The 20,204-nt window shown below is 42.3% G+C and carries 23 protein-coding genes and 1 riboswitch; all 23 genes read left to right on the top strand.

Features of this window, described 5'->3' with window-relative positions:
• Positions 1-42: 42 nt before the first annotated feature.
• Positions 43-1,230 carry an FtsW/RodA/SpoVE family cell cycle protein gene (locus tag PGLA_RS10515; RefSeq protein ID WP_068532309.1) on the top strand — a complete coding sequence of 396 codons (1,188 nt, stop codon included), beginning with the start codon at positions 43-45 and terminating at the stop codon, positions 1,228-1,230.
• Positions 1,231-1,491: 261 nt separating this feature from the next.
• A complete protein-coding gene (gene spoIIR, locus PGLA_RS10520; protein WP_245699810.1) occupies positions 1,492-2,118 on the top strand; it encodes a stage II sporulation protein R in 627 nt (208 codons plus the stop codon).
• A 74-nt stretch (positions 2,119-2,192) separates the two neighbouring features.
• Positions 2,193-2,327 carry a hypothetical protein gene (locus PGLA_RS29395; RefSeq protein ID WP_281197288.1) on the top strand — a complete coding sequence of 45 codons (135 nt, stop codon included), beginning with the start codon at positions 2,193-2,195 and terminating at the stop codon, positions 2,325-2,327.
• A 194-nt stretch (positions 2,328-2,521) separates the two neighbouring features.
• Positions 2,522-3,733: an L-threonylcarbamoyladenylate synthase gene (locus tag PGLA_RS10525; protein ID WP_145939535.1), complete on the top strand. Its 1,212-nt coding sequence runs from the start codon at positions 2,522-2,524 to the stop codon at positions 3,731-3,733.
• A 114-nt stretch (positions 3,734-3,847) separates the two neighbouring features.
• On the top strand, positions 3,848-4,408 hold the full coding sequence (locus PGLA_RS10530) for a manganese efflux pump MntP (RefSeq protein ID WP_068532311.1): 561 nt from the start codon (positions 3,848-3,850) through the stop codon (positions 4,406-4,408).
• Between the two features lie 40 nt (positions 4,409-4,448).
• Positions 4,449-5,027 (top strand): low molecular weight protein arginine phosphatase, encoded by a 579-nt coding sequence (locus tag PGLA_RS10535; RefSeq protein ID WP_145939536.1) that lies wholly within the window; start codon positions 4,449-4,451, stop codon positions 5,025-5,027.
• A gap of 50 nt (positions 5,028-5,077) precedes the next feature.
• Positions 5,078-5,158: riboswitch (ZMP/ZTP riboswitch) on the top strand.
• 103 nt (positions 5,159-5,261) lie between these two features.
• Positions 5,262-5,717 carry a ribose 5-phosphate isomerase B gene (rpiB, locus tag PGLA_RS10540; protein ID WP_068532313.1) on the top strand — a complete coding sequence of 152 codons (456 nt, stop codon included), beginning with the start codon at positions 5,262-5,264 and terminating at the stop codon, positions 5,715-5,717.
• A 13-nt stretch (positions 5,718-5,730) separates the two neighbouring features.
• Positions 5,731-6,339: a TIGR01440 family protein gene (locus tag PGLA_RS10545; RefSeq protein ID WP_068532315.1), complete on the top strand. Its 609-nt coding sequence runs from the start codon at positions 5,731-5,733 to the stop codon at positions 6,337-6,339.
• 357 nt (positions 6,340-6,696) lie between these two features.
• On the top strand, positions 6,697-7,947 hold the full coding sequence (gene glyA, locus PGLA_RS10550) for a serine hydroxymethyltransferase (protein ID WP_068532317.1): 1,251 nt from the start codon (positions 6,697-6,699) through the stop codon (positions 7,945-7,947).
• A gap of 450 nt (positions 7,948-8,397) precedes the next feature.
• A complete protein-coding gene (upp, locus tag PGLA_RS10555) occupies positions 8,398-9,033 on the top strand; it encodes a uracil phosphoribosyltransferase (RefSeq protein WP_068532319.1) in 636 nt (211 codons plus the stop codon).
• A gap of 21 nt (positions 9,034-9,054) precedes the next feature.
• Positions 9,055-10,212, top strand: a complete 1,158-nt coding sequence (gene wecB, locus PGLA_RS10560; protein ID WP_068532321.1) for a non-hydrolyzing UDP-N-acetylglucosamine 2-epimerase — start codon at positions 9,055-9,057, stop codon at positions 10,210-10,212.
• A gap of 171 nt (positions 10,213-10,383) precedes the next feature.
• Positions 10,384-10,617: an ATPase F0F1 gene (locus PGLA_RS10565; protein ID WP_068532323.1), complete on the top strand. Its 234-nt coding sequence runs from the start codon at positions 10,384-10,386 to the stop codon at positions 10,615-10,617.
• A complete protein-coding gene (locus PGLA_RS10570) occupies positions 10,610-10,987 on the top strand; it encodes an ATP synthase subunit I (RefSeq protein WP_068532325.1) in 378 nt (125 codons plus the stop codon). The genes PGLA_RS10565 and PGLA_RS10570 overlap by 8 nt, the downstream gene beginning before the upstream one ends.
• A gap of 30 nt (positions 10,988-11,017) precedes the next feature.
• On the top strand, positions 11,018-11,779 hold the full coding sequence (gene atpB / locus PGLA_RS10575; protein ID WP_068532327.1) for a F0F1 ATP synthase subunit A: 762 nt from the start codon (positions 11,018-11,020) through the stop codon (positions 11,777-11,779).
• Positions 11,780-11,867: 88 nt separating this feature from the next.
• The gene (gene atpE, locus PGLA_RS10580; protein WP_036699216.1) at positions 11,868-12,080 is read left to right on the top strand and encodes a F0F1 ATP synthase subunit C; all 213 of its coding nucleotides are present in this window, start codon (positions 11,868-11,870) and stop codon (positions 12,078-12,080) included.
• A gap of 185 nt (positions 12,081-12,265) precedes the next feature.
• Positions 12,266-12,754, top strand: coding sequence for a F0F1 ATP synthase subunit B (gene atpF / locus PGLA_RS10585; protein ID WP_068532329.1), 489 nt, complete (start codon positions 12,266-12,268; stop codon positions 12,752-12,754).
• Positions 12,751-13,302, top strand: a complete 552-nt coding sequence (locus tag PGLA_RS10590) for a F0F1 ATP synthase subunit delta (protein ID WP_068532331.1) — start codon at positions 12,751-12,753, stop codon at positions 13,300-13,302. Before atpF ends, PGLA_RS10590 begins: the two co-directional genes overlap by 4 nt.
• Before the next feature lie 11 nt (positions 13,303-13,313).
• On the top strand, positions 13,314-14,828 hold the full coding sequence (gene atpA, locus PGLA_RS10595) for a F0F1 ATP synthase subunit alpha (protein WP_068532332.1): 1,515 nt from the start codon (positions 13,314-13,316) through the stop codon (positions 14,826-14,828).
• A gap of 177 nt (positions 14,829-15,005) precedes the next feature.
• Positions 15,006-15,869, top strand: a complete 864-nt coding sequence (gene atpG / locus PGLA_RS10600) for an ATP synthase F1 subunit gamma (protein WP_068532334.1) — start codon at positions 15,006-15,008, stop codon at positions 15,867-15,869.
• A 103-nt stretch (positions 15,870-15,972) separates the two neighbouring features.
• Complete coding sequence (gene atpD / locus PGLA_RS10605; RefSeq protein ID WP_068532336.1) at positions 15,973-17,373, top strand: F0F1 ATP synthase subunit beta; 1,401 nt, start codon at positions 15,973-15,975, stop codon at positions 17,371-17,373.
• A 107-nt stretch (positions 17,374-17,480) separates the two neighbouring features.
• Positions 17,481-17,897 carry a F0F1 ATP synthase subunit epsilon gene (locus PGLA_RS10610; RefSeq protein WP_068532341.1) on the top strand — a complete coding sequence of 139 codons (417 nt, stop codon included), beginning with the start codon at positions 17,481-17,483 and terminating at the stop codon, positions 17,895-17,897.
• Between the two features lie 303 nt (positions 17,898-18,200).
• Complete coding sequence (locus PGLA_RS10615; RefSeq protein ID WP_068532343.1) at positions 18,201-18,458, top strand: DUF1146 family protein; 258 nt, start codon at positions 18,201-18,203, stop codon at positions 18,456-18,458.
• Positions 18,459-18,768: 310 nt separating this feature from the next.
• Positions 18,769-20,121, top strand: a complete 1,353-nt coding sequence (murA, locus tag PGLA_RS10620) for a UDP-N-acetylglucosamine 1-carboxyvinyltransferase (RefSeq protein WP_068532347.1) — start codon at positions 18,769-18,771, stop codon at positions 20,119-20,121.
• Positions 20,122-20,204: the final 83 nt, after the last annotated feature.

The following is a 20,204-nucleotide window of genomic DNA, read 5'->3' on the forward strand; positions in this document are numbered from 1 at the left end:
GGGGCACAAGAGGCAGGAAGCCTCAGCACTGGAGGGCGGCACATGCTTCGAAAGTTAAAAAAAATAGATTTTATTATAGTAGTAGCGCTATTTGCGCTTATGGCAATTAGTATACTGTCTATATATAGCGTAACTAACGGAAGAGCGACGTATGATGGACATCACTTGACGATGTTAAAATACTATGCCGTATCTTTTGTCGCTTTTATCGTATTGGTCATGATTGACTACCGACTATTAATCAAATACTCCTTATATATTTATTTATTTGGGTTATCTTTGCTTGGCGTTGTGAGTTTTTTTGGGAAGTCCAAAAACGGTGCATCCGGATGGTTAGATGTGGGTGGACTTTCATTACAGCCTGCGGAACTTTTTAAATTGTGTTTAATCCTTTTCCTAAGTTATGTTCTTGTTCGCAAGAATAAGAATCAGTTAACCTTTTGGCGCGATGTTGTCCCGGTTGGTATGATAGCCTTTATTCCATTTGTGTTGGTTATCCTACAGAACGATCTTGGGAACTCAGGCAGTTATGTCATTATTTTGTTGGGTTTAATTTGGATCGGCAATATTAAATTTTCCCATGCTATGATTGCTATGGTTATTATGATTGGAGCCATCATTGGTGGAATTCAAGGGTATATCCATTTTCATGACAATATCAAAACATCTTTGGAATCTATCGGTAAGGATCACTGGATCGAAAGGCTCGATCCTTGGCTTGTTCCTGAGAAGGCAACAGCTAAAGCTCTGTACCATACCGATAACGCGAAGCGTGCAATTGGTTCTGGTGGTATGAGTGGTGAGGGGTATATGAAGGGGACTTCGGTTCAATCAGAACGTGTACCGTACACGTATTCTGACTCTATCTTTGTGCAGATCGCTGAGGAGTTCGGATTTATCGGGGCATCTGTATTGCTCTTAGTTTATTTTATAATGATTCATCGCATGATTCTGATTGCATTGGAGTGCAAAGATCGAGCGGGGCCCTACCTCATTGTGGGTGTAGTCGCCATGATGTTATATCAAATTTTTGAGAACATCGGTGCGTTTATTGGAATTATGCCTTTAACAGGGATAACACTCCCTTTCATTAGTTTCGGAGGAACATCCTTGCTTATTAATATGGCTAGTATTGGTATAGTCATGAGCGTACGAGTCCATAGTCAGGATGAAGAAGATGAATTCGTGGTTCAACCTGCGAACTATTCTAGTGTTGGAAATCCAAATTGATATGAATATATAAGATATAGAAATGATTCGAACCGCTCTTGTAAACCTATGAGGTTTATTGGAGTGGTTTTTGTTTTTTTTCTTCTAAGTTTAATAGATTAATAGGTTTGGACTCTCTCAGAAGCGGACATACTGACAAGTATGAATCGATAGAGTGGAGTGGTTGACGTGAAGTGGAATGCTATCAAGTTGGATGAACATACTCAAGACGTGCTACGCGTATTAGTGAAGAAAGCAGCTATTATATTTAGTTTATTATTTATGCTTGTGATGTCGTGGGACGCGCAACGTACAGATGCATCTGTAGTGGGAGGGCCTATTCCAGAGGATTCGATCCGGTTACGTATTCTAGCGAATTCAGATCGTGTGGAAGATCAACTTATCAAAAGAGAGATTAGAGATGCCATTGTAGCGGAAATGAACGGATGGGTGGGAGAGCTTGAGGATCCGCAAAACCTGGATCAGGCAAGACAAACCATTCGTAATCATATGGATGATTTAAATCGATTAGTGGGTAGAGAACTGAGTAATCGAGGTATTAACTACGCTTATAATGTCGAGCTTAGTGTAGTCCCTTTCCCAACCAAGTTATATGGGGGGACAGTGTATCCAGCGGGAGATTATGAAGCACTGCGCGTTACCCTGGGTGAAGGAAGAGGTCAGAACTGGTGGTGTGTACTATTTCCGCCGCTGTGCTTCATCGATGCGGGGAGTGGAGATGCAGTAGCTACAACGCCTGAAGCGAAGGTACAAGCAGCTGGAACAGGTGATTCTAAAGAACTGGCAGTGAAGCAAGTTTCTACAGCTTCTAATCAAGAACCGGAAGTACGCTTCTTCCTATGGGATTTCCTTATCGGAATCTTGGATTGGATCAAAGGATTATTTTAGATGAACCAAAGCACAACCCTTAATGGTCCGTCAAAAAAGGGGATTTATCCATAAAACTATATGATCCCGATGATGTGCTAATCAAAGAACTAGTTACGAATCAAGCGGGAACGGAAGAAATAAAAACGGACAAAGACGGGAAATATAAGTTGGAGATTATCGGTGATTGCACCGAGGGCAGTTTCAAGATTGATTATAAAACGGAATAATTTAGTATATAGGGAAGTAAGTCAGAATTTAATTACATAAGCTTTTATGCTAACATAGGAAGAAGTTGATAGCTTAAGTGCTTCAGCCGTTGGGTAGAACATCGCCCTGGCTTGGTGGCGCTTTTTCGCTGTGTAAGGAATATCAAATGAAAGTAATGATAATGAAATTTATATAGAAAGCTTGGGATATAACAATGACTCATAGTCTTGATGTGGGAATGGGTAACGAAACGGAGTGGAAAAGGGTGACAACGGCTTATTGGAATGTACAGTCCTTATCTGAGGAAGGTGAAGGGACCGCTAAACAAGATGTAGCTACTAAGCAAGCCATGAAGGAAGCGTCGGAGCTTTTACAAAAGGGTGGAATCGTAGCCTTTCCCACAGAAACTGTATATGGTCTTGGAGCAGATGCCCGAAGTACAGCGGCAGTAGAAGCTGTGTTTGCTGCAAAAGGACGCCCAGCAGATAATCCGTTAATCGTTCATATTGCCGAACGTTCGCAATTAGAGGAGCTTGTCACAGAAATCCCTGCTGTTGCCCTCACACTAATGGATGTTTATTGGCCGGGTCCGCTCACGATTGTACTCCCTCTGCGTCCGAATGTGCTCTCGCCTCGAGTTACCGCAGGTCTGGATACGGTGGGTATACGTATGCCTGACCATCCTGTTGCACTGGCCTTGATTGCAGCGTCGGGTTGCCCGATTGCTGCCCCCAGTGCGAATCGTTCTGGACGGCCTAGCCCCACACTTGCGTCACACGTACAAGAAGACTTGGTAGGTAGGATTGATGGGGTTCTCGACGGTGGTCCAGCCGGTGTGGGTCTTGAATCTACTGTAGTGCGGGTATTCTCAAATGGGCAGATTCAAGTGTTGCGACCCGGGGGTATTACGATAGAACAACTTTCTGCAACGACAGGCGCTACCGTTATTAGTACAGGAGGAGCAGACGAAGAAGCGCAGTCTGCGATCTCACCGGGACTTCAGGCGGTAAGAACTCACGTTAATACGGTTGATTCTGAGGCACCGCGTTCTCCGGGAGTAAAGTACACTCACTATGCTCCGCAAGGCGAGCTGAACATTGTGCGTGGCTCATCAGCGCAGGTTGTTGCGACTAAGATTAAGTTCTTGTTGGACAAGGCTGCACATGAAGGAGCTGTGACGGGTTTACTTGCTTTCGATGAGCACATCCCTTTCTATGGTTTAAATCCGGCAAGTGTTGTCATTTCACTCGGATCGCTGGTTAATCCAGCTGAGACCGCACATAAGCTTTATGCATCACTGCGACTATTTGATGAGATGGCGGTCGATTATATACTGTCTGAGGCGTGCCCGGAGGAAGGGCTTGGTGAAGCTATAATGAATCGACTTATTAAAGCTGCAGGCGGACGGATTATCGATATAGGTTAGTACTACTTTTTTTGCTGAGGCAGTGGGAGTTGCTCTGTGCCTTGACATGTTTCACTTCTTGTCCGCATATGGTTGTACATAAGCAAAAGTACAAACGGACATGGAGGTATACTCATGCTAGAGAATTCTGCCGGGTTGGGGCAGCTCATTACAATTTTTATCATGGCGGCAGCTTTGGGAATGGATGCCTTTTCACTTGGTGTGGGTATTGGGATGAGAGGAATTCGATTGTTGCATATTCTAAGAATAAGCTTAATGATCGGTTTTTTTCATATAATCATGCCATTGTTAGGAATGTTTACTGGACAATATGTTGGGTTGCTGTTGGGAAAGGTTACTGGATATGTCGCAGGTGGGCTATTAGTGTTACTTGGAGGACATATGATTGTGAATGCTTTTCGTGGCGGATTTGCCAAGCCCGTAAATCACCGTTCATGGGGAGGGATGATTCTCTTCTCACTGAGTGTCAGCATTGATTCATTTTCAGTTGGGGTTTCTATGGGGATGTTTAAAAGTGATCTGCTAGTGACGATTCTAATATTCGGGTTCTTCGGGGGGTTAATGTCGATCATGGGTCTTCTCCTTGGGAGGAAAGTGAGTCGTAATCTTGGAGACTATGGTGAGGCTCTAGGGGGCGTGGTATTACTAGCATTTGGACTCATGTTTATCATTTGATACAATGGAGAAAATTATTATATTTTGGAGGTGGAGAAACGTGTTGCGTATTTTATTTGTGTGTACAGGAAATACATGCCGTAGCCCCATGGCGGAAGCTATTCTCCGGAAATTAGCTAAAGAACGTGGACTTAAGCTTGAGGTACAGTCTGCAGGTGTAGCTGCTAGCGAAGGGATTCCTATTTCTCGACATGCAGAAGCGGTACTGCGTGATCATAATATAGATGACAAGATAACTTCTAAGACATTGAGATTAGACATCGTACGTGATAGTGGTCTAATTCTTACCTTAACTCAAGCACATAAACAACATGTTATTAGGAATTTCCCAGAAGTTGTGGGTAGAATCTATACACTGAAGGAATATGCTGAGGATGATGAAGCTGTACTTCGAGATGTTGCAGAGCTGGATACACTATATGCGGCTTGGGCAATGAATAATGCGCTAGGTAAGCCGATGGAGAACAGGAAACGCATGATTGAGATTCAACAGCGTATTCCAAGCTTCGATATATCGGACCCATATGGCGGGTCGCGAGAAGATTATGAGGTGGCTGCAGCGGAGATACGTACAGCGATTGATCGTTTATTATTGAAGTTAGAAGAGAATTCTAACTAAATGACCGTTGCATTTCATCGTCGTTTGTTTTATCATGAATTTAGAAGAATCGGTTCCGATGTAACTGGCGACGCTGTGGATTAACCACGATGGAGCATCGGGATATACGGCCGGTCGCCTGGGCACAAGAGCAATTCTACGGAGTACCGTAGACTGCTCTTTTTTCGTCTTTTGGCTCATTTGAGGTATAATGGTACAAGACAAAAGAGGAATAATTAGGAGGTTTTTCGACAGATGAGGATTGCTTTAGGGACAGATCACGGTGGTATTCGCTTGAAACAGGACATCAAGAGTGTTATTGAGAAATTGGGGCACGTCGTTGTGGATGTAGGTTGTGATTGCTCGGATGCTGTTGATTACCCGGATTATGCTCTTCCTGTTTGTGAACAGGTTATTTCGGGTGAAGTAGACCGAGGGATATTAGTATGTGGGACGGGTATTGGTATGAGTATTGCGGCTAATAAGGTTCCTGGCATTCGGTGCGCACTTGTCCACGATACATTCTCTGCTAAGGCGACACGAGAACATAATGATACAAATGTACTCGCACTCGGAGAGCGTGTCATTGGTCCTGGCTTAGCTTGTGAAATCGTTAAGGAATGGCTTGTTACGGAGTTCAGTGGAGAAGAGCGCCATGTAAACCGTGTGAACAAAATCAAGCTTATCGAAGATCGGTATCTGCAAGGCTGAGGAGGATTTCTTCATGGATCAAAGTTCGATATCAGCAGGTGGTTCTCTTAAAGAGCAAGTAGCACTAGTATTGCGTGAAATTGTTGAGGTTGCTCATCTAGGTGCGGGGAAGGTACTCGTGGTCGGTACGAGTACCAGTGAAGTAGCGGGTAGTCGTATAGGCACAGCAGGGGCATTGGAAGTAGCAATCGAATTGCTTCTTGGTATTGAAGAGGTTCGAGAAGAGTATGGATTTCATGTGGTGTTTCAATGTTGTGAGCATTTGAATAGGTCGTTAGTGATAGAGCGGACTCTTTTGGAAGAACTATGTTTAACTGAAGTGGCTGCGATTCCTTATCCTACGGCAGGAGGTTCAATGGCTTCTGCTGCTTATCGGAAAATGTCGAATCCTTGCCTTGCTGAAAGCGTGGAAGCTCATGCTGGAATCGACATCGGTGAGACTATGATTGGGATGCACATACGGCATGTAGCGGTACCTTTTCGTCCTAGCATTCGTTATATAGGGCATGCCCGCGTGAATGCTGCGTATACTCGTCCGAAGCTGATTGGCGGCGAACGAGCGCAATATCGATTGGAAGAGGAATCTTCCATTTCGCAAGGCAATTCTCATTCTTGTGATTAACTATAAAAGTGAAATGCAGTGACGAGTAAAAAATGGATCCAATCCATAGTCAGTACTAGCAGGAGGTAGCGAGGGTGACGAAATTGTCCTGAAGAAGCGAAAGCGTTCGCCTACAAGCTTTCCGTAGGAAAGCTACTACGAAAGCATAAGCTTGCCCTATGATTTCAACCGCATAGGCGGTATACAATCAAGAAATCAGAGGGCAACCGCGATCGGAAGGACAATTCGTTATCGTAGCGGTGATTCTAGCACTGGTTATGGATTGAACAAAAAAACTTTAAAGTAATATGCTTTCGATGCAAGTTTTTTTGAAGATTATTCATGAAGTAACACACAAAAACTTTTAGGAGGAACATTATCATGGAACAATTACGCAATTATGACCCAGCAGTATTAGAGGCTATGAACTTGGAACTTAAGCGTCAACGCAATAATATTGAACTTATCGCTTCGGAGAATATTGTGAGTGAAGCAGTTATGGAAGCTATGGGTTCCGTACTAACGAATAAATACGCAGAGGGATATCCGGGTAAAAGATATTATGGCGGTTGTGAACATGTCGATATCGTAGAAGACATCGCTCGTGATCGTGCAAAAGAATTGTTTGGTGCTGAGCATGTTAACTTACAGCCGCATTCTGGTGCACAGGCGAATATGGCAGTCTATCTTGCGGCTCTTCAACCTGGAGATACTGTACTGGGTATGAATCTTGCTCACGGCGGACATTTAACACACGGAAGTCCGGTTAATGCTTCGGGTTTGTTGTATAACTTTGTTCCTTACGGTGTTCAAGAAGATACTTTCTTAATTGATTATGATGAAGTGCGTAAATTAGCATTCAAACATCGTCCTCGTTTACTTGTAGCGGGTGCAAGTGCATACCCACGTACCATTGATTTTGAAGCTCTTGCTTCCATTGCTAATGATGTAGGAGCGCTATTCATGGTGGATATGGCTCATATTGCAGGATTAGTTGCTGGAGGAGTTCATCCGAGTCCTGTACCGCACGCACATTTTGTGACAACAACAACACACAAAACACTTCGTGGTCCTCGTGGAGGAATGATTATCTGTAAGCAACCATGGGCGCAAGCAATTGACAAGGCTGTATTCCCAGGATCGCAAGGTGGACCTTTAATGCATGTTATCGCTTCTAAAGCTGTAGCTCTTAAGGAAGCATTGGACCCAACATTTAAAACTTATGCGCAGAACGTTGTTAAGAACGCTCAAGTGTTGGCTGAGACGTTAATCAGTGAAGGATTGAACATCGTTTCAGGTGGCACGGATAACCACTTGATGTTAATTGATACACGTAGTGTGAATATTACGGGTAAATTGGCAGAGAAGGTACTCGATTCAATTGGTATTACTGTAAATAAGAATGCGATTCCGTTTGACCCGACAAGCCCGTTCGTAACGAGTGGTATCCGTCTGGGTACTCCGGCTGCAACATCACGTGGCATGGATGAGAAGGCTATGGTTGAAATTGGGAAGATCATTGCTCTAACGCTTAAGAACCCAGACAATGAAGCGGTATTAGCGCAAGCTACTGCGCGTGTAACTGAGTTAACAGATCAATACCCGCTATATTCCGATTTGAAATATTAAGAATTGCAAAGGTTATTTAGAAGGGCTGGAGAAGTTTCTCCGGTCCTTCTTTCTTGCAAATATTGTCGAAAAACAAACTTCATTAAAGAATGCTTAGTTTTCGATGAATGTTTTCGATGAATATGATGAAACTATGTGAGAAATAGAACGTAGATATAAGAATGTGTTTTGAGGGATGCAGTAAGTTGAGAATCATATGTGGGTATATTATAAACGAAACGTATGGAATCCCTATTTTACGCAACGGGATGTATAACAATCCACCAAAATAATATCGTTAAATCAGCGTGAATCCATCAATATTCTGAGATGGTTTCCCCGGTTATGCTTTACTTCGATCTAAGTGGGTGCAAATTCCTTTTTCAGAATGCTATAATAGACAAGATTTGAAGTTGAAATAGCAGTGATCAGACAACAATAAGACATATGAATTAACCGGAGGGACTTACCATGGGACAAGGGAAATTGGTGATTTGTGATCACCCTTTGATTCAACACAAGCTTACTTTTATTCGTGATGTAGAGACTAATACTAAGGATTTTCGAGAACTTGTTGATGAAGTAGCTACTTTAATGGCATATGAAATTACACGAGATGTCCCACTAGAGACTGTTACAGTGCAGACACCAGTGGCGACGACAGAAAGTCGTGTCATTTCTGGGCGCATGTTAGGACTTGTTCCAATCCTACGGGCTGGACTTGGAATGCTGGATGGCGTACTAAAGTTGCTTCCTGCAGCAAAGGTGGGTCACGTTGGATTATTCCGCGATCCTGACACACTGCAACCAGTAGAATACTATACAAAGTTACCAACGGATGTTACGGAACGTGAATTAATTGTGATCGATCCTATGCTTGCAACAGGCGGTTCCGCAATCGCTGCCATTGATGTTCTGAAGAAACGTGGCTGCACTCAGATTAAAATGATGAATCTCATTGCTGCACCAGAAGGTGTTAAGGCTGTACAGGATGCTCATCCTGATGTAGACATCTATGTAGCAGCATTAGATGAACGGTTGGATGATCATGGATATATTATCCCTGGATTAGGGGATGCAGGAGACCGTCTATACGGAACAAAGTAAGAAAAGAGAGGTATTCCATTTATGTCAAAGATAAAAGTGATGACGATCTTCGGAGTTCGTCCTGAAGCGATTAAGATGGCTCCACTCATTCTTGAATTGCAGAAACACTCGGACAGAATTGAATCAGTTGTTTGTGTAACGGCACAACATCGTCAGATGCTAGATCAAGTGCTAGATGTATTTAAGATCCATCCCGATTATGATCTGGACATTATGAAGGAAAGTCAGACACTGAATGAAATTTCAATTCGTGTATTGGCAGGGCTTGAACCTGTGCTTCGCGAAGCTAAGCCTGATATTGTACTCGTGCATGGAGATACATTGACGACCTTCCTCGCTAGTTATGCAGCATTTATGCAACAGATTCAAGTAGGGCATGTAGAGGCAGGGTTAAGAACATGGAATAAGCAATCACCTTTCCCTGAGGAGATGAATCGTCAGTTGACTGGAGTTATTGCTGACCTTCACTTTTCTCCTACAGATATGTCTGCAAATAATTTGCTTTCTGAAAACAAATCAAAGTCAAGCATTTATATCACAGGAAATACAGTCACAGATGTGTTTCAATATACTGTACAACCCGATTATGAACATCCTGTATTGGATTGGGCATCAGGTAAAAGACTTATTCTGATGACAGCACATCGCAGGGAGTCTCAGGGGGAGCCACATCGTCAAATTTTTAATGCGATTAAACGAATTGCTGATGAATTCGAAGATGTAGCTATTGTATATCCTGTTCATCCTAGTCCTGCTGTCAAGGACCCAGCACATGAGATTCTAGGGAGCCACCCTCGGATCAAACTGATCGAACCGTTGGATGTTGTGGATTTACATAATTTCTATCCACATACGCATTTGATTCTAACTGATTCTGGAGGACTACAAGAAGAAGCACCATCCTTTGGTGTACCTGTCCTTGTGCTTCGTGATACGACAGAACGTCCTGAGGGAATTGAAGCAGGAACACTAGAATTGGTGGGCACGGACGAGGAGAAGGTGTATGAATGGACTAAGCGATTGTTAACGGATCCTGTCGTCTATGAATCTATGAGTAAAGCTGCCAACCCATATGGTGATGGAAAAGCTTCAGAAAGAATTGTCAATGCGATTCTTCACAATTTCGGATTAGAAAGCGAACGTCCTGAAGAGTTTCACAGAATGTTCACAAAAGGGTGAGTTAGTGTTATATTTATATCCATAGAATAGTGTACAGTTATACTGTACGGTTTCCGTGGTTTTGCTCGCTTTGCGACATTGGAATTAACTCATTTTCACGCTTTAATGCGATGAAAACGTTTGATTGACAAACTCTTCAGTCATTCAGTAAAATTAGTTGGGATTAATGCTATGGACAACCCACAACGCAAAGATAATCCATGGTTTATGGCTCTATATATTGGTGGAGCCGGAGGCATTCTTGCTACCTATATTCTCATTGGTTTTTTTACAGCGAGATGGTTGGTGAGTATGGTGGAAGGACCAAGATATTGGATCGCAATTGGTACGATTTCAGGTTTAGTGTTAGGTTCCTTTCATATTGTCATGTTGATCAAAAAAATGATGGGGGAACAAGATGGATGATATAGCTTCCATTGTGAAGGGTGTCACAAGAATGACATTGGTCATTATGGCAGGATTGTTGTTGGGATGGGCCCTTCATCCGGAAACCAGGATTTATACGCTGGGTATGGTCTTAGGACTGGTAGGAGGTTTGGTAAGTGTTCGCCATCTTGGAGCTAAAACCCGGAAAGTTGCACGTGCCGTTGCAACGCAAGAGTCGAGGTCATTTAGCCTAGGCTTTATAAGCCGAATTAGTTTCGCAATTCTAGTTGTGATGTTCTCAGTGAAGATCGAACATTTTTCATTGGAACTAACCATCGCTGGACTCTTCTTACCACAGCTTTTGACCATTCCTGTAGGTATATATTTGAGTGTGAAAAAGAAAATTTAAATATTAAGCGAAAGGAGGAAATACATTTCAATGCATGAACATCCGATTATCCATGTTGGGGGACTGAGTCTCGATCTATCCGCCATTTCTATGCTGTTGGTGAGTATGATTGTTGTATTCGTGTTCGTTAGACTCTGCGTTAGTAATCTATCAGTAGAAAACCCTTCCAAGCTACAGAATTTTATGGAGTGGGTTGTGGAATTTGTTCAGAGTCTGATCGGAAGCGCAATGGATTTGAAGAAGGGTAAGCAGTATATATCATTAGGACTTACACTAATTCTATTCATTTTTGTATCTAACTTGTTAGGACTACCGTTTTCTATCATTACTGAAGCAAACGGCCCTACAGAAATCTTTGGTTACGTTATTGAAGCCACAAGAAATTTAGGAGCTGGCGAGCATGCTGAGATTCTTTGGTGGAAATCACCAACTGCAGACATTAACATGACTGCTGGTCTTGCAATCGTTATTTTCATCTTAATGAACTATCTTGGGCTTAAACATAACCGCAAATATTATTTGAGACATTATATCGAACCGTTTCCGATTTTCCTTCCATTGAATATTATTGAGAACTTAGCTAAGCCAATTGCTCTTGCAATCCGGTTGTTCGCTAATATATTCGCTGGGGAAGTACTGATTACCGTTATCCTGAAGTTAGGTATCATAGGGATTCCGTTTCTTGCGGTTTGGCAAGGATTCAGTATATTCGTAGGCGCATTACAAGCCTTCATATTTGTAATTCTGAGTATGGTTTACATCGCTCAAACAACGATTCATGAAGAACATTAATTAACTTCAGCGAAAAGATTCCATTCTTTGCGCAGAAGATATTATATTACACAAAATAATAAGAAGATTTTAAGGAGGATATTTTATAATGGAATTTTTAGCAGCAGCTATCGCAGTTGGTTTAGGGGCACTTGGTGCAGGTTTAGGTAATGGTATGATCGTTAGTAAGACAGTTGAATCTATCGCTCGTCAACCAGAGGCTCGTAACGCACTACAAACAACGATGTTTATCGGTGTTGGTATCGTCGAAGTTATTCCGTTGGCAGCAACAGTTATCGCTTTCTTGATCATGTTCACGTAAATAGTATTGGTTGGCGGGGAGGGCCGATGCCATCCACGCCTTCGTTTTGTTCAAATCATCAGTACGTATAAATTGAATTTATATGTACTGTAGTTTCTTTTTGATAAACGCAATGCATCAGTAGATGACTTGAAACGTTTATGGTGGTAATTCGCACTTCGTGCTAACAGAAAGGAGTGACTTCAGTGGATCTTCATTGGGAGACTATCGTCATATCTATTGTCTCATTTATCGTTCTATATTGGGCGCTTAGTAGATATGCTTTTGACAAGTTATTTAACATTATGGAGCAACGTCGTGTACTCGTTCTAAAACAATTAGAAGATGCTAAACAAACGAAAGAACAAGCAACTCAATATGTTGAAGATCAGAAGGCTGCGTTGAATGAAGCTCGTAAAGAAGCTTATGAAATCGTAGAACGCTCTAAACAGACAAGTAGTAAGCAAGCGGAACAGATTCTTGAAGAAGCTAGCAACGCCGTGGTACGTCTTAAGTCTGAGGCTGTACGCGATATTGAAAGCGAAAAGAACAAGGCTGTGGAAGCATTGCGAAGCGAAATTGGTACTGTTTCAGTAAAAATCGCATCCAAATTGCTTGAAAAAGAAGTCAATATGGATAATACGCAAGAACAACTTGTGGACCAATACCTCAAAGAGGTAGGGGGCAAATCATGAGTCGCGATACGGTAGTCGCTAAACGGTATGCAAAAGCACTGTTTGAAGTGGCCTCACAGGAGCAGGCAACGCTTGAAGTTGAACAGGATTTGAAGGCAGTTGTAGAAGCCATTCAATCGAATAAAGAGATTGGAGTTTTCTTAACTACGCCGAATATTTCCGATTCTAATAAAATGAATGCGCTCAATGGAGCTCTTCAGGGCAAGCTGTCACAGTCTGTGATAAATACCGTGGATCTACTTGTGAAACGGCGGAGAACTGATATATTCCCTGATCTTCTAGAAAATTACATCAAATTCAGAGGTGAAAGCCTAGGGATGGCGGATGCTATTGTTTATTCAACGTATCCGTTAGATGAAAAAGAAAAAGAAGCAGTGGCGGCTGAATTTGGCCAAGTTGCGCACAAAACGATTCGTGTAAATAACGTTATCGATAAGAGCCTACTTGGAGGATTGAAGGTTGTGATCGGTGATACGCTGTATGACGGTAGTATATCCGGTAAGCTTGCGCGTCTTGAAAAATCATTTAATGACAAGCATAGTAGATAGGGGTGAAAATATTGAGTATCAAACCTGAAGAAATCAGTACACTTATTAAAAGTCAAATTGAACAATATAAATCTGACATTGAAGTCGCTGAAGTAGGTACTGTCATTCAAGTAAGTGATGGTATAGCACGCGTGCATGGAATTGAGAATGCAATGTCCGGTGAGCTATTGGAATTCTCCAATGGTGTTGTCGGATTGGTACTCAACTTGGAAGAAAGCAACGTAGGTGTTGTTATTCTAGGTCGTTACACCGAGATTAAAGAGGGTGACCAAGTTAAACGTACAGGTCAGATTATGCAGGTTCCCGTTGGTGAAGCCTTGCTCGGACGTGTCGTTAATGCTCTTGGAGAACCACTTGATGGTAAAGGTCCAATCGCTGCAACTGAATTCCGTCCTGTAGAGAATAATGCACCAGGCGTTATTGATCGTAAATCGGTACATGAGCCAATGCAAACAGGTATTAAAGCCATTGATGCAATGGTACCAATTGGCCGTGGACAACGTCAGCTAATGATTGGTGACCGTCAAACAGGTAAAACTGCGATTGCAATTGATACGATTATTAACCAAAAGGGTAATGGTGTGAAATGTATCTATGTCGCTATTGGTCAGAAGCAATCTACCGTAGCACAAGTAGTAGAAACACTTCGTCGCCATGGCGCATTGGAATATACAATCATTGTTACTGCAGCTGCTTCAGATCCATCACCACTACTTTACATTGCACCATATGCAGGTTGTGCTATGGGTGAATATTTCATGTATAAAGGTGAGCATGCGCTCATTATTTATGATGACTTAACGAAACAAGCTTCTGCTTATCGTGAACTTTCCTTGCTACTTCGTCGTCCACCAGGTCGCGAAGCTTATCCAGGGGATGTTTTCTATCTTCACTCTCGCTTGCTGGAACGCGCAGCTAAATTGAGCGATGCAATGGGTGGAGGTTCCTTAACGGCAATTCCGTTCATTGAGACACAAGCATCAGACGTAGCTGCTTACATCCCAACGAACGTAATCTCGATTACGGATGGTCAGATTTTCTTGGAATCTGAACTGTTCTATTCGGGCCAACGTCCCGCTATCAATGTTGGGGTATCCGTATCACGTGTAGGGGGTTCAGCACAGATCAAAGCGATGAAAAAAGTCGCAGGTGGTTTGAAGCTTGACCTTGCTCAATACCGTGAGCTTCAAGCGTTCTCCCAATTTGGATCGGATTTGGATAAATCAACATTAGCACGCCTAAATCGTGGTGCTAGACTGATGGAGATTCTTAAACAAGGTGTTAACCAACCAATGCAGGTAGAACAACAAGTTATTAGCTTGTATTCAGCTGTTAAGGGTCATTTGGATGATATTCCTGTCGCAGATGTCCGTCGTTTCGAGAAAGAATTCGTTGCTTTCGTAGAAAGTAATCATCCTGAAATCCCTCAATCTATTCGGGATACGAAGGACCTGGTTGCTGACAACGAGGCTGCTTTGAAGGAAGCTATTGCGACGTTCAAAAAAGGATTCTCCGTATCGGCGTAAACTATATAACCGGGCCGTAAGGCTCGGTATCACTATTTATAAATGATGAACGATGCTAGTTTTGACTTCGTCAAAATTAAGTTAATGTTTAGGATGCTAGTTTTGACTTCGTCAAAACTTAAGTTAATGCTTACGATGCTAGTTTTGACTTCGTCAAAACTTTGAGGTGGTGAAAATATGGCAAAAGGTTTACGTGATATTAAACGTCAGATCAAGAGTGTACAGAGCACCAAACAGATCACCAAAGCAATGGAAATGGTAGCTGCTTCCAAACTTAGAAGAGCACAAGAGAAGGCTGCTGCAGCCCGCCCTTACTCAGATAAGCTTAAAGAAGTGGTGTTCAGCATTGCATCCGCTACGAAAGACATCACTCATCCGATGTTTGAGAAGCGACCTGTAAAGAAAACAGGTTATTTGGTTATTACTTCTGATCGTGGTCTTGCTGGCGGATATAATACAAATATTTTAAAAAAAGTAATGGTTACTATTGCTGAACGTCATCAGTCTAAAGATGAGTACGAAATATTCGTAATTGGCCGTAAGGGCCGTGAGTATTTCCGTCGCAGAGAGCTTCCTGTGGTTGAAGAGCTGACAGACTTGTCTGACACGCCTTTGTTTGCAGATATCAAATCCATCGCTTATGCAGCAGTTCAACGTTTTGAATTGGGCCATATCGATGAATTGCATATTTGCTATAACCGTTTCGTGAATGCTTTGACACAGGTTCCAGAAGTTGACCAGTTGTTGCCAATGGTAACCGTCAATATGAATGCTGCTGTGACTGCATCTTATGAATATGAACCTTCCGCAAATGCTGTATTGGAAGTGCTTTTGCCTAAATATGCAGAGACACTAATCTTTACTGCCCTGCTTGATGGTAAGGCTAGTGAATTAGGATCGAAGATGACGGCGATGGGTAGTGCAACTAAGAATGCTACGAAGATGATCGGAGATCTTCAGTTGACCTATAACCGTGCCCGCCAAGCGGCAATTACACAAGAAATATCAGAGATTGTGGCTGGAGCAGATTCTCAGTCCTAAGATTCATTGTGAATATGAATTACGTACCAAAGCCATGTAAGTTATTTCAAGATATTAATCTTAATACTATGGCTTAAGCAAACTTGTAGGAGGGGAACAAAAGATGAATAAAGGACGCGTTGTCAGCATTATGGGTGCGGTTGTCGACATCGAATTTGAAAGAGGTCAACTTCCGGAAATCTACAATGCGATTAAAATTCAGACTGTCTTGCCAAACGGAAGAGAGATTAACCTGACTTTGGAAGTTTCGAATCATTTAGGCGATAACCGAGTGCGTTGTATTGCTATGTCCAGTACTGATGGATTGGTTCGCGGGATGGAAGTTGTGGATCTAGGTGTTTCCATTACTGTTCCTGTTGGTCCAGCAACCTTAGGTCGTGTATTTAACGTATTGGGAGAACCAATTGACCATGCGGGCGAAGTTGTTTCTGAGGATTCAAGACCAATTCACCGTGATGCACCTAGTTATGATGAACTGTCAACGCAAGCTGAGATGCTTGAGACAGGAATTAAAGTTATCGACCTTCTAGCCCCATACCAAAAGGGTGGTAAAATCGGACTCTTTGGTGGTGCTGGTGTTGGTAAAACGGTAGCAATTCAAGAGTTGATTAATAATATCGCGCAAGAGCACGGTGGTATTTCCGTGTTTGCGGGTGTTGGTGAACGTACTCGTGAAGGTAATGACTTACTTCATGAAATGACGGACTCTGGCGTTATTAAGAAGACGGCTATGGTGTTCGGTCAAATGAACGAGCCTCCAGGTGCACGTCTTCGTGTAGCACTTACTGGTCTTACGATGGCGGAATATTTCCGTGATGAAGAAGGTAAGGACGTGCTATTGTTTATTGATAACATTTTCCGTTTCACACAAGCTGGTTCTGAAGTATCCGCATTGCTTGGCCGTATGCCATCAGCAGTAGGTTACCAACCAACATTGGCAACAGAAATGGGTCAATTGCAAGAGCGTATCACTTCCACTAAAAAAGGTTCAGTTACTTCCATTCAAGCAATCTACGTGCCTGCCGATGACTATACGGATCCGGCTCCAGCTACTACGTTTGCTCACTTGGATGCAACAACAAACTTGGAACGTAAAATTTCTGAAATGGGTATTTATCCTGCGGTGGATCCATTGGCTTCCAGTTCGCGTATCCTAGCTCCAGAAATTGTTGGTGAAGAACACTACAACGTTGCTCAAGGTGTTAAACAAATCTTGGCTCGTTACAATGAACTTCAAGATATTATCGCGATTCTCGGTATGGACGAGTTGAGTGAAGATGATAGATTAACAGTTGGTCGTGCACGTAGAATTCAACGTTTCTTGTCTCAACCATTCCACGTGGCTGAGCAGTTCAATGGATTCCCAGGAAAATATGTTCCAGTTAAAGATACGATCCGCAGTTTTAGAGAGATTTTGGATGGTAAACATGACAATCTTCCAGAAGCGGCATTCCTATTTGTTGGGGCAATTGAAGAAGCTGTTGAGAAGGCGAAGACACTTTAAACTGTCTCTGTTATTCTAAGGCTTTCCAAGCTGGTTAATCTCCGAATAGCTAAGCTAAGCTTTCGAAGTAAGCTATTCTACGAATAGCTTTTGAAGGAGGGGAATTAATGAACACTTTTTTATTAGAAATCGTTACGCCGGATCATGCAGCTTACTCTGGTGAGGTCAATGGCGTGAGTGTACGTGGTATTGAAGGGGAATTAGGTATATTACCTGGTCATATCCCATTCATAACTCCTCTACAGGTAGCTCCGGTTAGCATTAAAATAGGGAATGAATATACCTCTATTGCAGTAAGTGGAGGTTTTGTGGAAGTACGTAAAGATAAAGTGGTAATTTTAGCGGAAAGTGCGGAGCTTGAGACTGATATTGATGTTGAACGTGCAATTGCTGCGAAAGAGCGTGCAGAACGTCGTATCGTTGCAGTGAAAAAGAATCAAGCGGATATTGATTTCCAACGTGCTGAGCTTTCCCTAAAGAAAGCCATGAATCGGATTAACGTGCATACCAGTTCCAAGAGATAAGATATTTTAAGAAACAGTCAAGCTAATTCTTAGCTTGACTGTTTTTTTTGTTATAAGGGACCATGCGTTGACTTTGCACCCAAACATTCAATGGATCATCTGACCATTATTTTAATTAGAGGATGATATTGGCATTTTTAGGAGCTATCGATCACGCTTTATCAAGTGTTTCTTATAAAAAAAATAAATAGTTACAAAAAAAGCGTTTTCAAAAGTGGATTCTTTTTATGTAGGCAAGTATGATGGAAGAGTCGTATAAATAGCGTTAAGAACTGGAATTCAGAAAGGATAAGATGAACGGGTATGAATCAAAGCATATCAAATGCGGTCTCTGGTGCAGTAAGCGTCAGTGGATTGGTCTCGATTGTTGTATCGCTTTTTTGTATTTGGCTGTCATGGTGGGCTTTGCAGAATCTGAAGTTAGATCTTGTGATTCGTAATCCCCAAGGAACTCAAGGGAAGTTACTGCAGGTTCTTTTGGCCATCGTTCTAGGTCATTTTGTTGCTGGATTTCTGTTGGACTATTTGACGTGGAGTCAAATGATTCGTTATATGTTTTAAAAGGTTCATGAGTGGTTATATCTCTGTTAGGATTAATCTTTGAATGTAGCAGTGCTCTTATAACAATAACTCATCTCGAATAATCATATTTTTTTATGTCAACAATGGGAATAAGTAATTTTTTTCTTTGAACCTTTTATGAACTTACAACATAATGATAACTAACTGTTAACTGAGATATTAATCTGTAACTTTAAAAAACGCTTGTACACCTGAAATAATCAATGCTATGATGGAAGTTGGGAAAATAAGAGTGTATTTTCAGGAAGTTAGCATAAAAAGGAAAATTACGGACGCGGAGGGAATCAAGATGAGCAAATTTATCGTCCGCGGTGGCAATAGATTGATCGGAAATGTAAAAGTTAGTGGGGCTAAAAACTCAGTTCTTCCGATCATCGCTGCCTCTCTATTAGGGGGAGAAGGGCAAAGCACAATTTACGACGCCCCCCCTCTAGACGATGTGATTACGATTACTAAAGTATTGGAATCGCTAGGTGTAAATGTAAGTTACGACAACGAAGTGTTACGAGTGAACGCGGAGCAAATTACAACTTGTGAGGCGCCATATGAGTATGTTCGCAAAATGCGGGCTTCTTTTCTAGTCATGGGTCCATTGCTAACTCGCATGGGATATACTCGAATTTCTTTACCAGGTGGGTGTGCCATTGGTTCACGACCGATTGACCAGCACCTGAAGGGATTTGAAGCTCTTGGAGCGGAAATCAATCTTGGGCAAGGTTTTATTGAAGCCAAAAGTAACGGTAGACTACGTGGCGCCAAGATTTATTTGGATGTCGCAAGCGTAGGAGCCACTGAAAATATTATGATGGCAGCTACGATGGCAGAAGGAACAACCGTTATCGAGAATGCAGCAAAAGAACCAGAAATTGTTGATTTGGCGAATTACTTGAACAGCATGGGTGCCAAAGTACGTGGTGCTGGTACTGGAGAGATTCGTATCGAAGGTGTCGACAAAATGTTTGGTGTAAAACATACTGTTATTCCTGACCGTGTTGAAGCAGGTACATATATGGTAGCTGCTGCGATTACAGGTGGGGATGTATATGTAGAAGGTGCAATTGCGGATCATTTGGGTCCTGTCATCTCCAAGATGGAAGAGATGGGTGTGAAGATTGAACCAGACGAGAATGGAATTCGCGTCATTGCGAATCAACCTCTACGTTCTGTAGATATCAAGACACTTCCCTACCCTGGGTTTCCTACAGATATGCAGTCTCAGATGATGTCTCTTTTACTTGTGTCGGAAGGCACTAGTGTAGTGACTGAGACCGTATTTGAGAATCGTTTCATGCATGTAGATGAATTCCAACATATGAATGCTGAGATCAAGGTAGAAGGCCGTTCAGCAATTATTACGGGTCGGGCTAAATTGAATGGTGCAAAAGTATGTGCAACAGATCTACGTGCAGGTGCAGCGTTAATCTTGCTTGGGCTTGTAGCGAATGGTACAACTGAGGTCAGTGGTGTACATCATATTGACCGCGGATATGTCCATATAGCAGAGAAATTGTCAGCACTTGGTGCCGATATTTGGCGAATTACTGTAGATGAGCCTGTATTGGAGCCTGCGTCAGAACACTCGGTTCAACAGAAAGCCAAAGATGAAGTGAAGCGGTTCTCTGCTCAACCAACTTGGGTATAATATATTAGGAATATTGTGTAGTCGTATAACGCTCATACAACCAAAAAATCGAGCCTCGTAGGCTTGGTTTTTTGGTTTTTTTT

The sequence above is a fragment of the Paenibacillus glacialis genome, from assembly GCF_001637205.1.
Classification (GTDB): Bacteria; Bacillota; Bacilli; order Paenibacillales; family Paenibacillaceae; genus Paenibacillus_AQ; species Paenibacillus_AQ glacialis.

What these genes read in the sequence shown, in the direction of transcription:
- PGLA_RS10565 (WP_068532323.1), top strand. Translation starts at nt 10,384, where the DNA reads ATGGACAACCCACAACGCAAAGATAATCCATGGTTTATGGCTCTATAT.
- upp (WP_068532319.1), top strand. Translation starts at nt 8,398, where the DNA reads ATGGGACAAGGGAAATTGGTGATTTGTGATCACCCTTTGATTCAACAC.
- PGLA_RS10530 (WP_068532311.1), top strand. Translation starts at nt 3,848, where the DNA reads ATGCTAGAGAATTCTGCCGGGTTGGGGCAGCTCATTACAATTTTTATC.
- atpB (WP_068532327.1), top strand. Translation starts at nt 11,018, where the DNA reads ATGCATGAACATCCGATTATCCATGTTGGGGGACTGAGTCTCGATCTA.
- spoIIR (WP_245699810.1), top strand. Translation starts at nt 1,492, where the DNA reads ATGCTTGTGATGTCGTGGGACGCGCAACGTACAGATGCATCTGTAGTG.
- PGLA_RS10515 (WP_068532309.1), top strand. Translation starts at nt 43, where the DNA reads ATGCTTCGAAAGTTAAAAAAAATAGATTTTATTATAGTAGTAGCGCTA.
- rpiB (WP_068532313.1), top strand. Translation starts at nt 5,262, where the DNA reads ATGAGGATTGCTTTAGGGACAGATCACGGTGGTATTCGCTTGAAACAG.
- PGLA_RS10610 (WP_068532341.1), top strand. Translation starts at nt 17,481, where the DNA reads ATGAACACTTTTTTATTAGAAATCGTTACGCCGGATCATGCAGCTTAC.
- PGLA_RS10525 (WP_145939535.1), top strand. Translation starts at nt 2,522, where the DNA reads ATGACTCATAGTCTTGATGTGGGAATGGGTAACGAAACGGAGTGGAAA.
- atpD (WP_068532336.1), top strand. Translation starts at nt 15,973, where the DNA reads ATGAATAAAGGACGCGTTGTCAGCATTATGGGTGCGGTTGTCGACATC.
- atpE (WP_036699216.1), top strand. Translation starts at nt 11,868, where the DNA reads ATGGAATTTTTAGCAGCAGCTATCGCAGTTGGTTTAGGGGCACTTGGT.
- atpG (WP_068532334.1), top strand. Translation starts at nt 15,006, where the DNA reads ATGGCAAAAGGTTTACGTGATATTAAACGTCAGATCAAGAGTGTACAG.
- murA (WP_068532347.1), top strand. Translation starts at nt 18,769, where the DNA reads ATGAGCAAATTTATCGTCCGCGGTGGCAATAGATTGATCGGAAATGTA.
- wecB (WP_068532321.1), top strand. Translation starts at nt 9,055, where the DNA reads ATGTCAAAGATAAAAGTGATGACGATCTTCGGAGTTCGTCCTGAAGCG.
- PGLA_RS10570 (WP_068532325.1), top strand. Translation starts at nt 10,610, where the DNA reads ATGGATGATATAGCTTCCATTGTGAAGGGTGTCACAAGAATGACATTG.
- PGLA_RS10590 (WP_068532331.1), top strand. Translation starts at nt 12,751, where the DNA reads ATGAGTCGCGATACGGTAGTCGCTAAACGGTATGCAAAAGCACTGTTT.
- PGLA_RS10545 (WP_068532315.1), top strand. Translation starts at nt 5,731, where the DNA reads ATGGATCAAAGTTCGATATCAGCAGGTGGTTCTCTTAAAGAGCAAGTA.
- PGLA_RS10615 (WP_068532343.1), top strand. Translation starts at nt 18,201, where the DNA reads ATGAATCAAAGCATATCAAATGCGGTCTCTGGTGCAGTAAGCGTCAGT.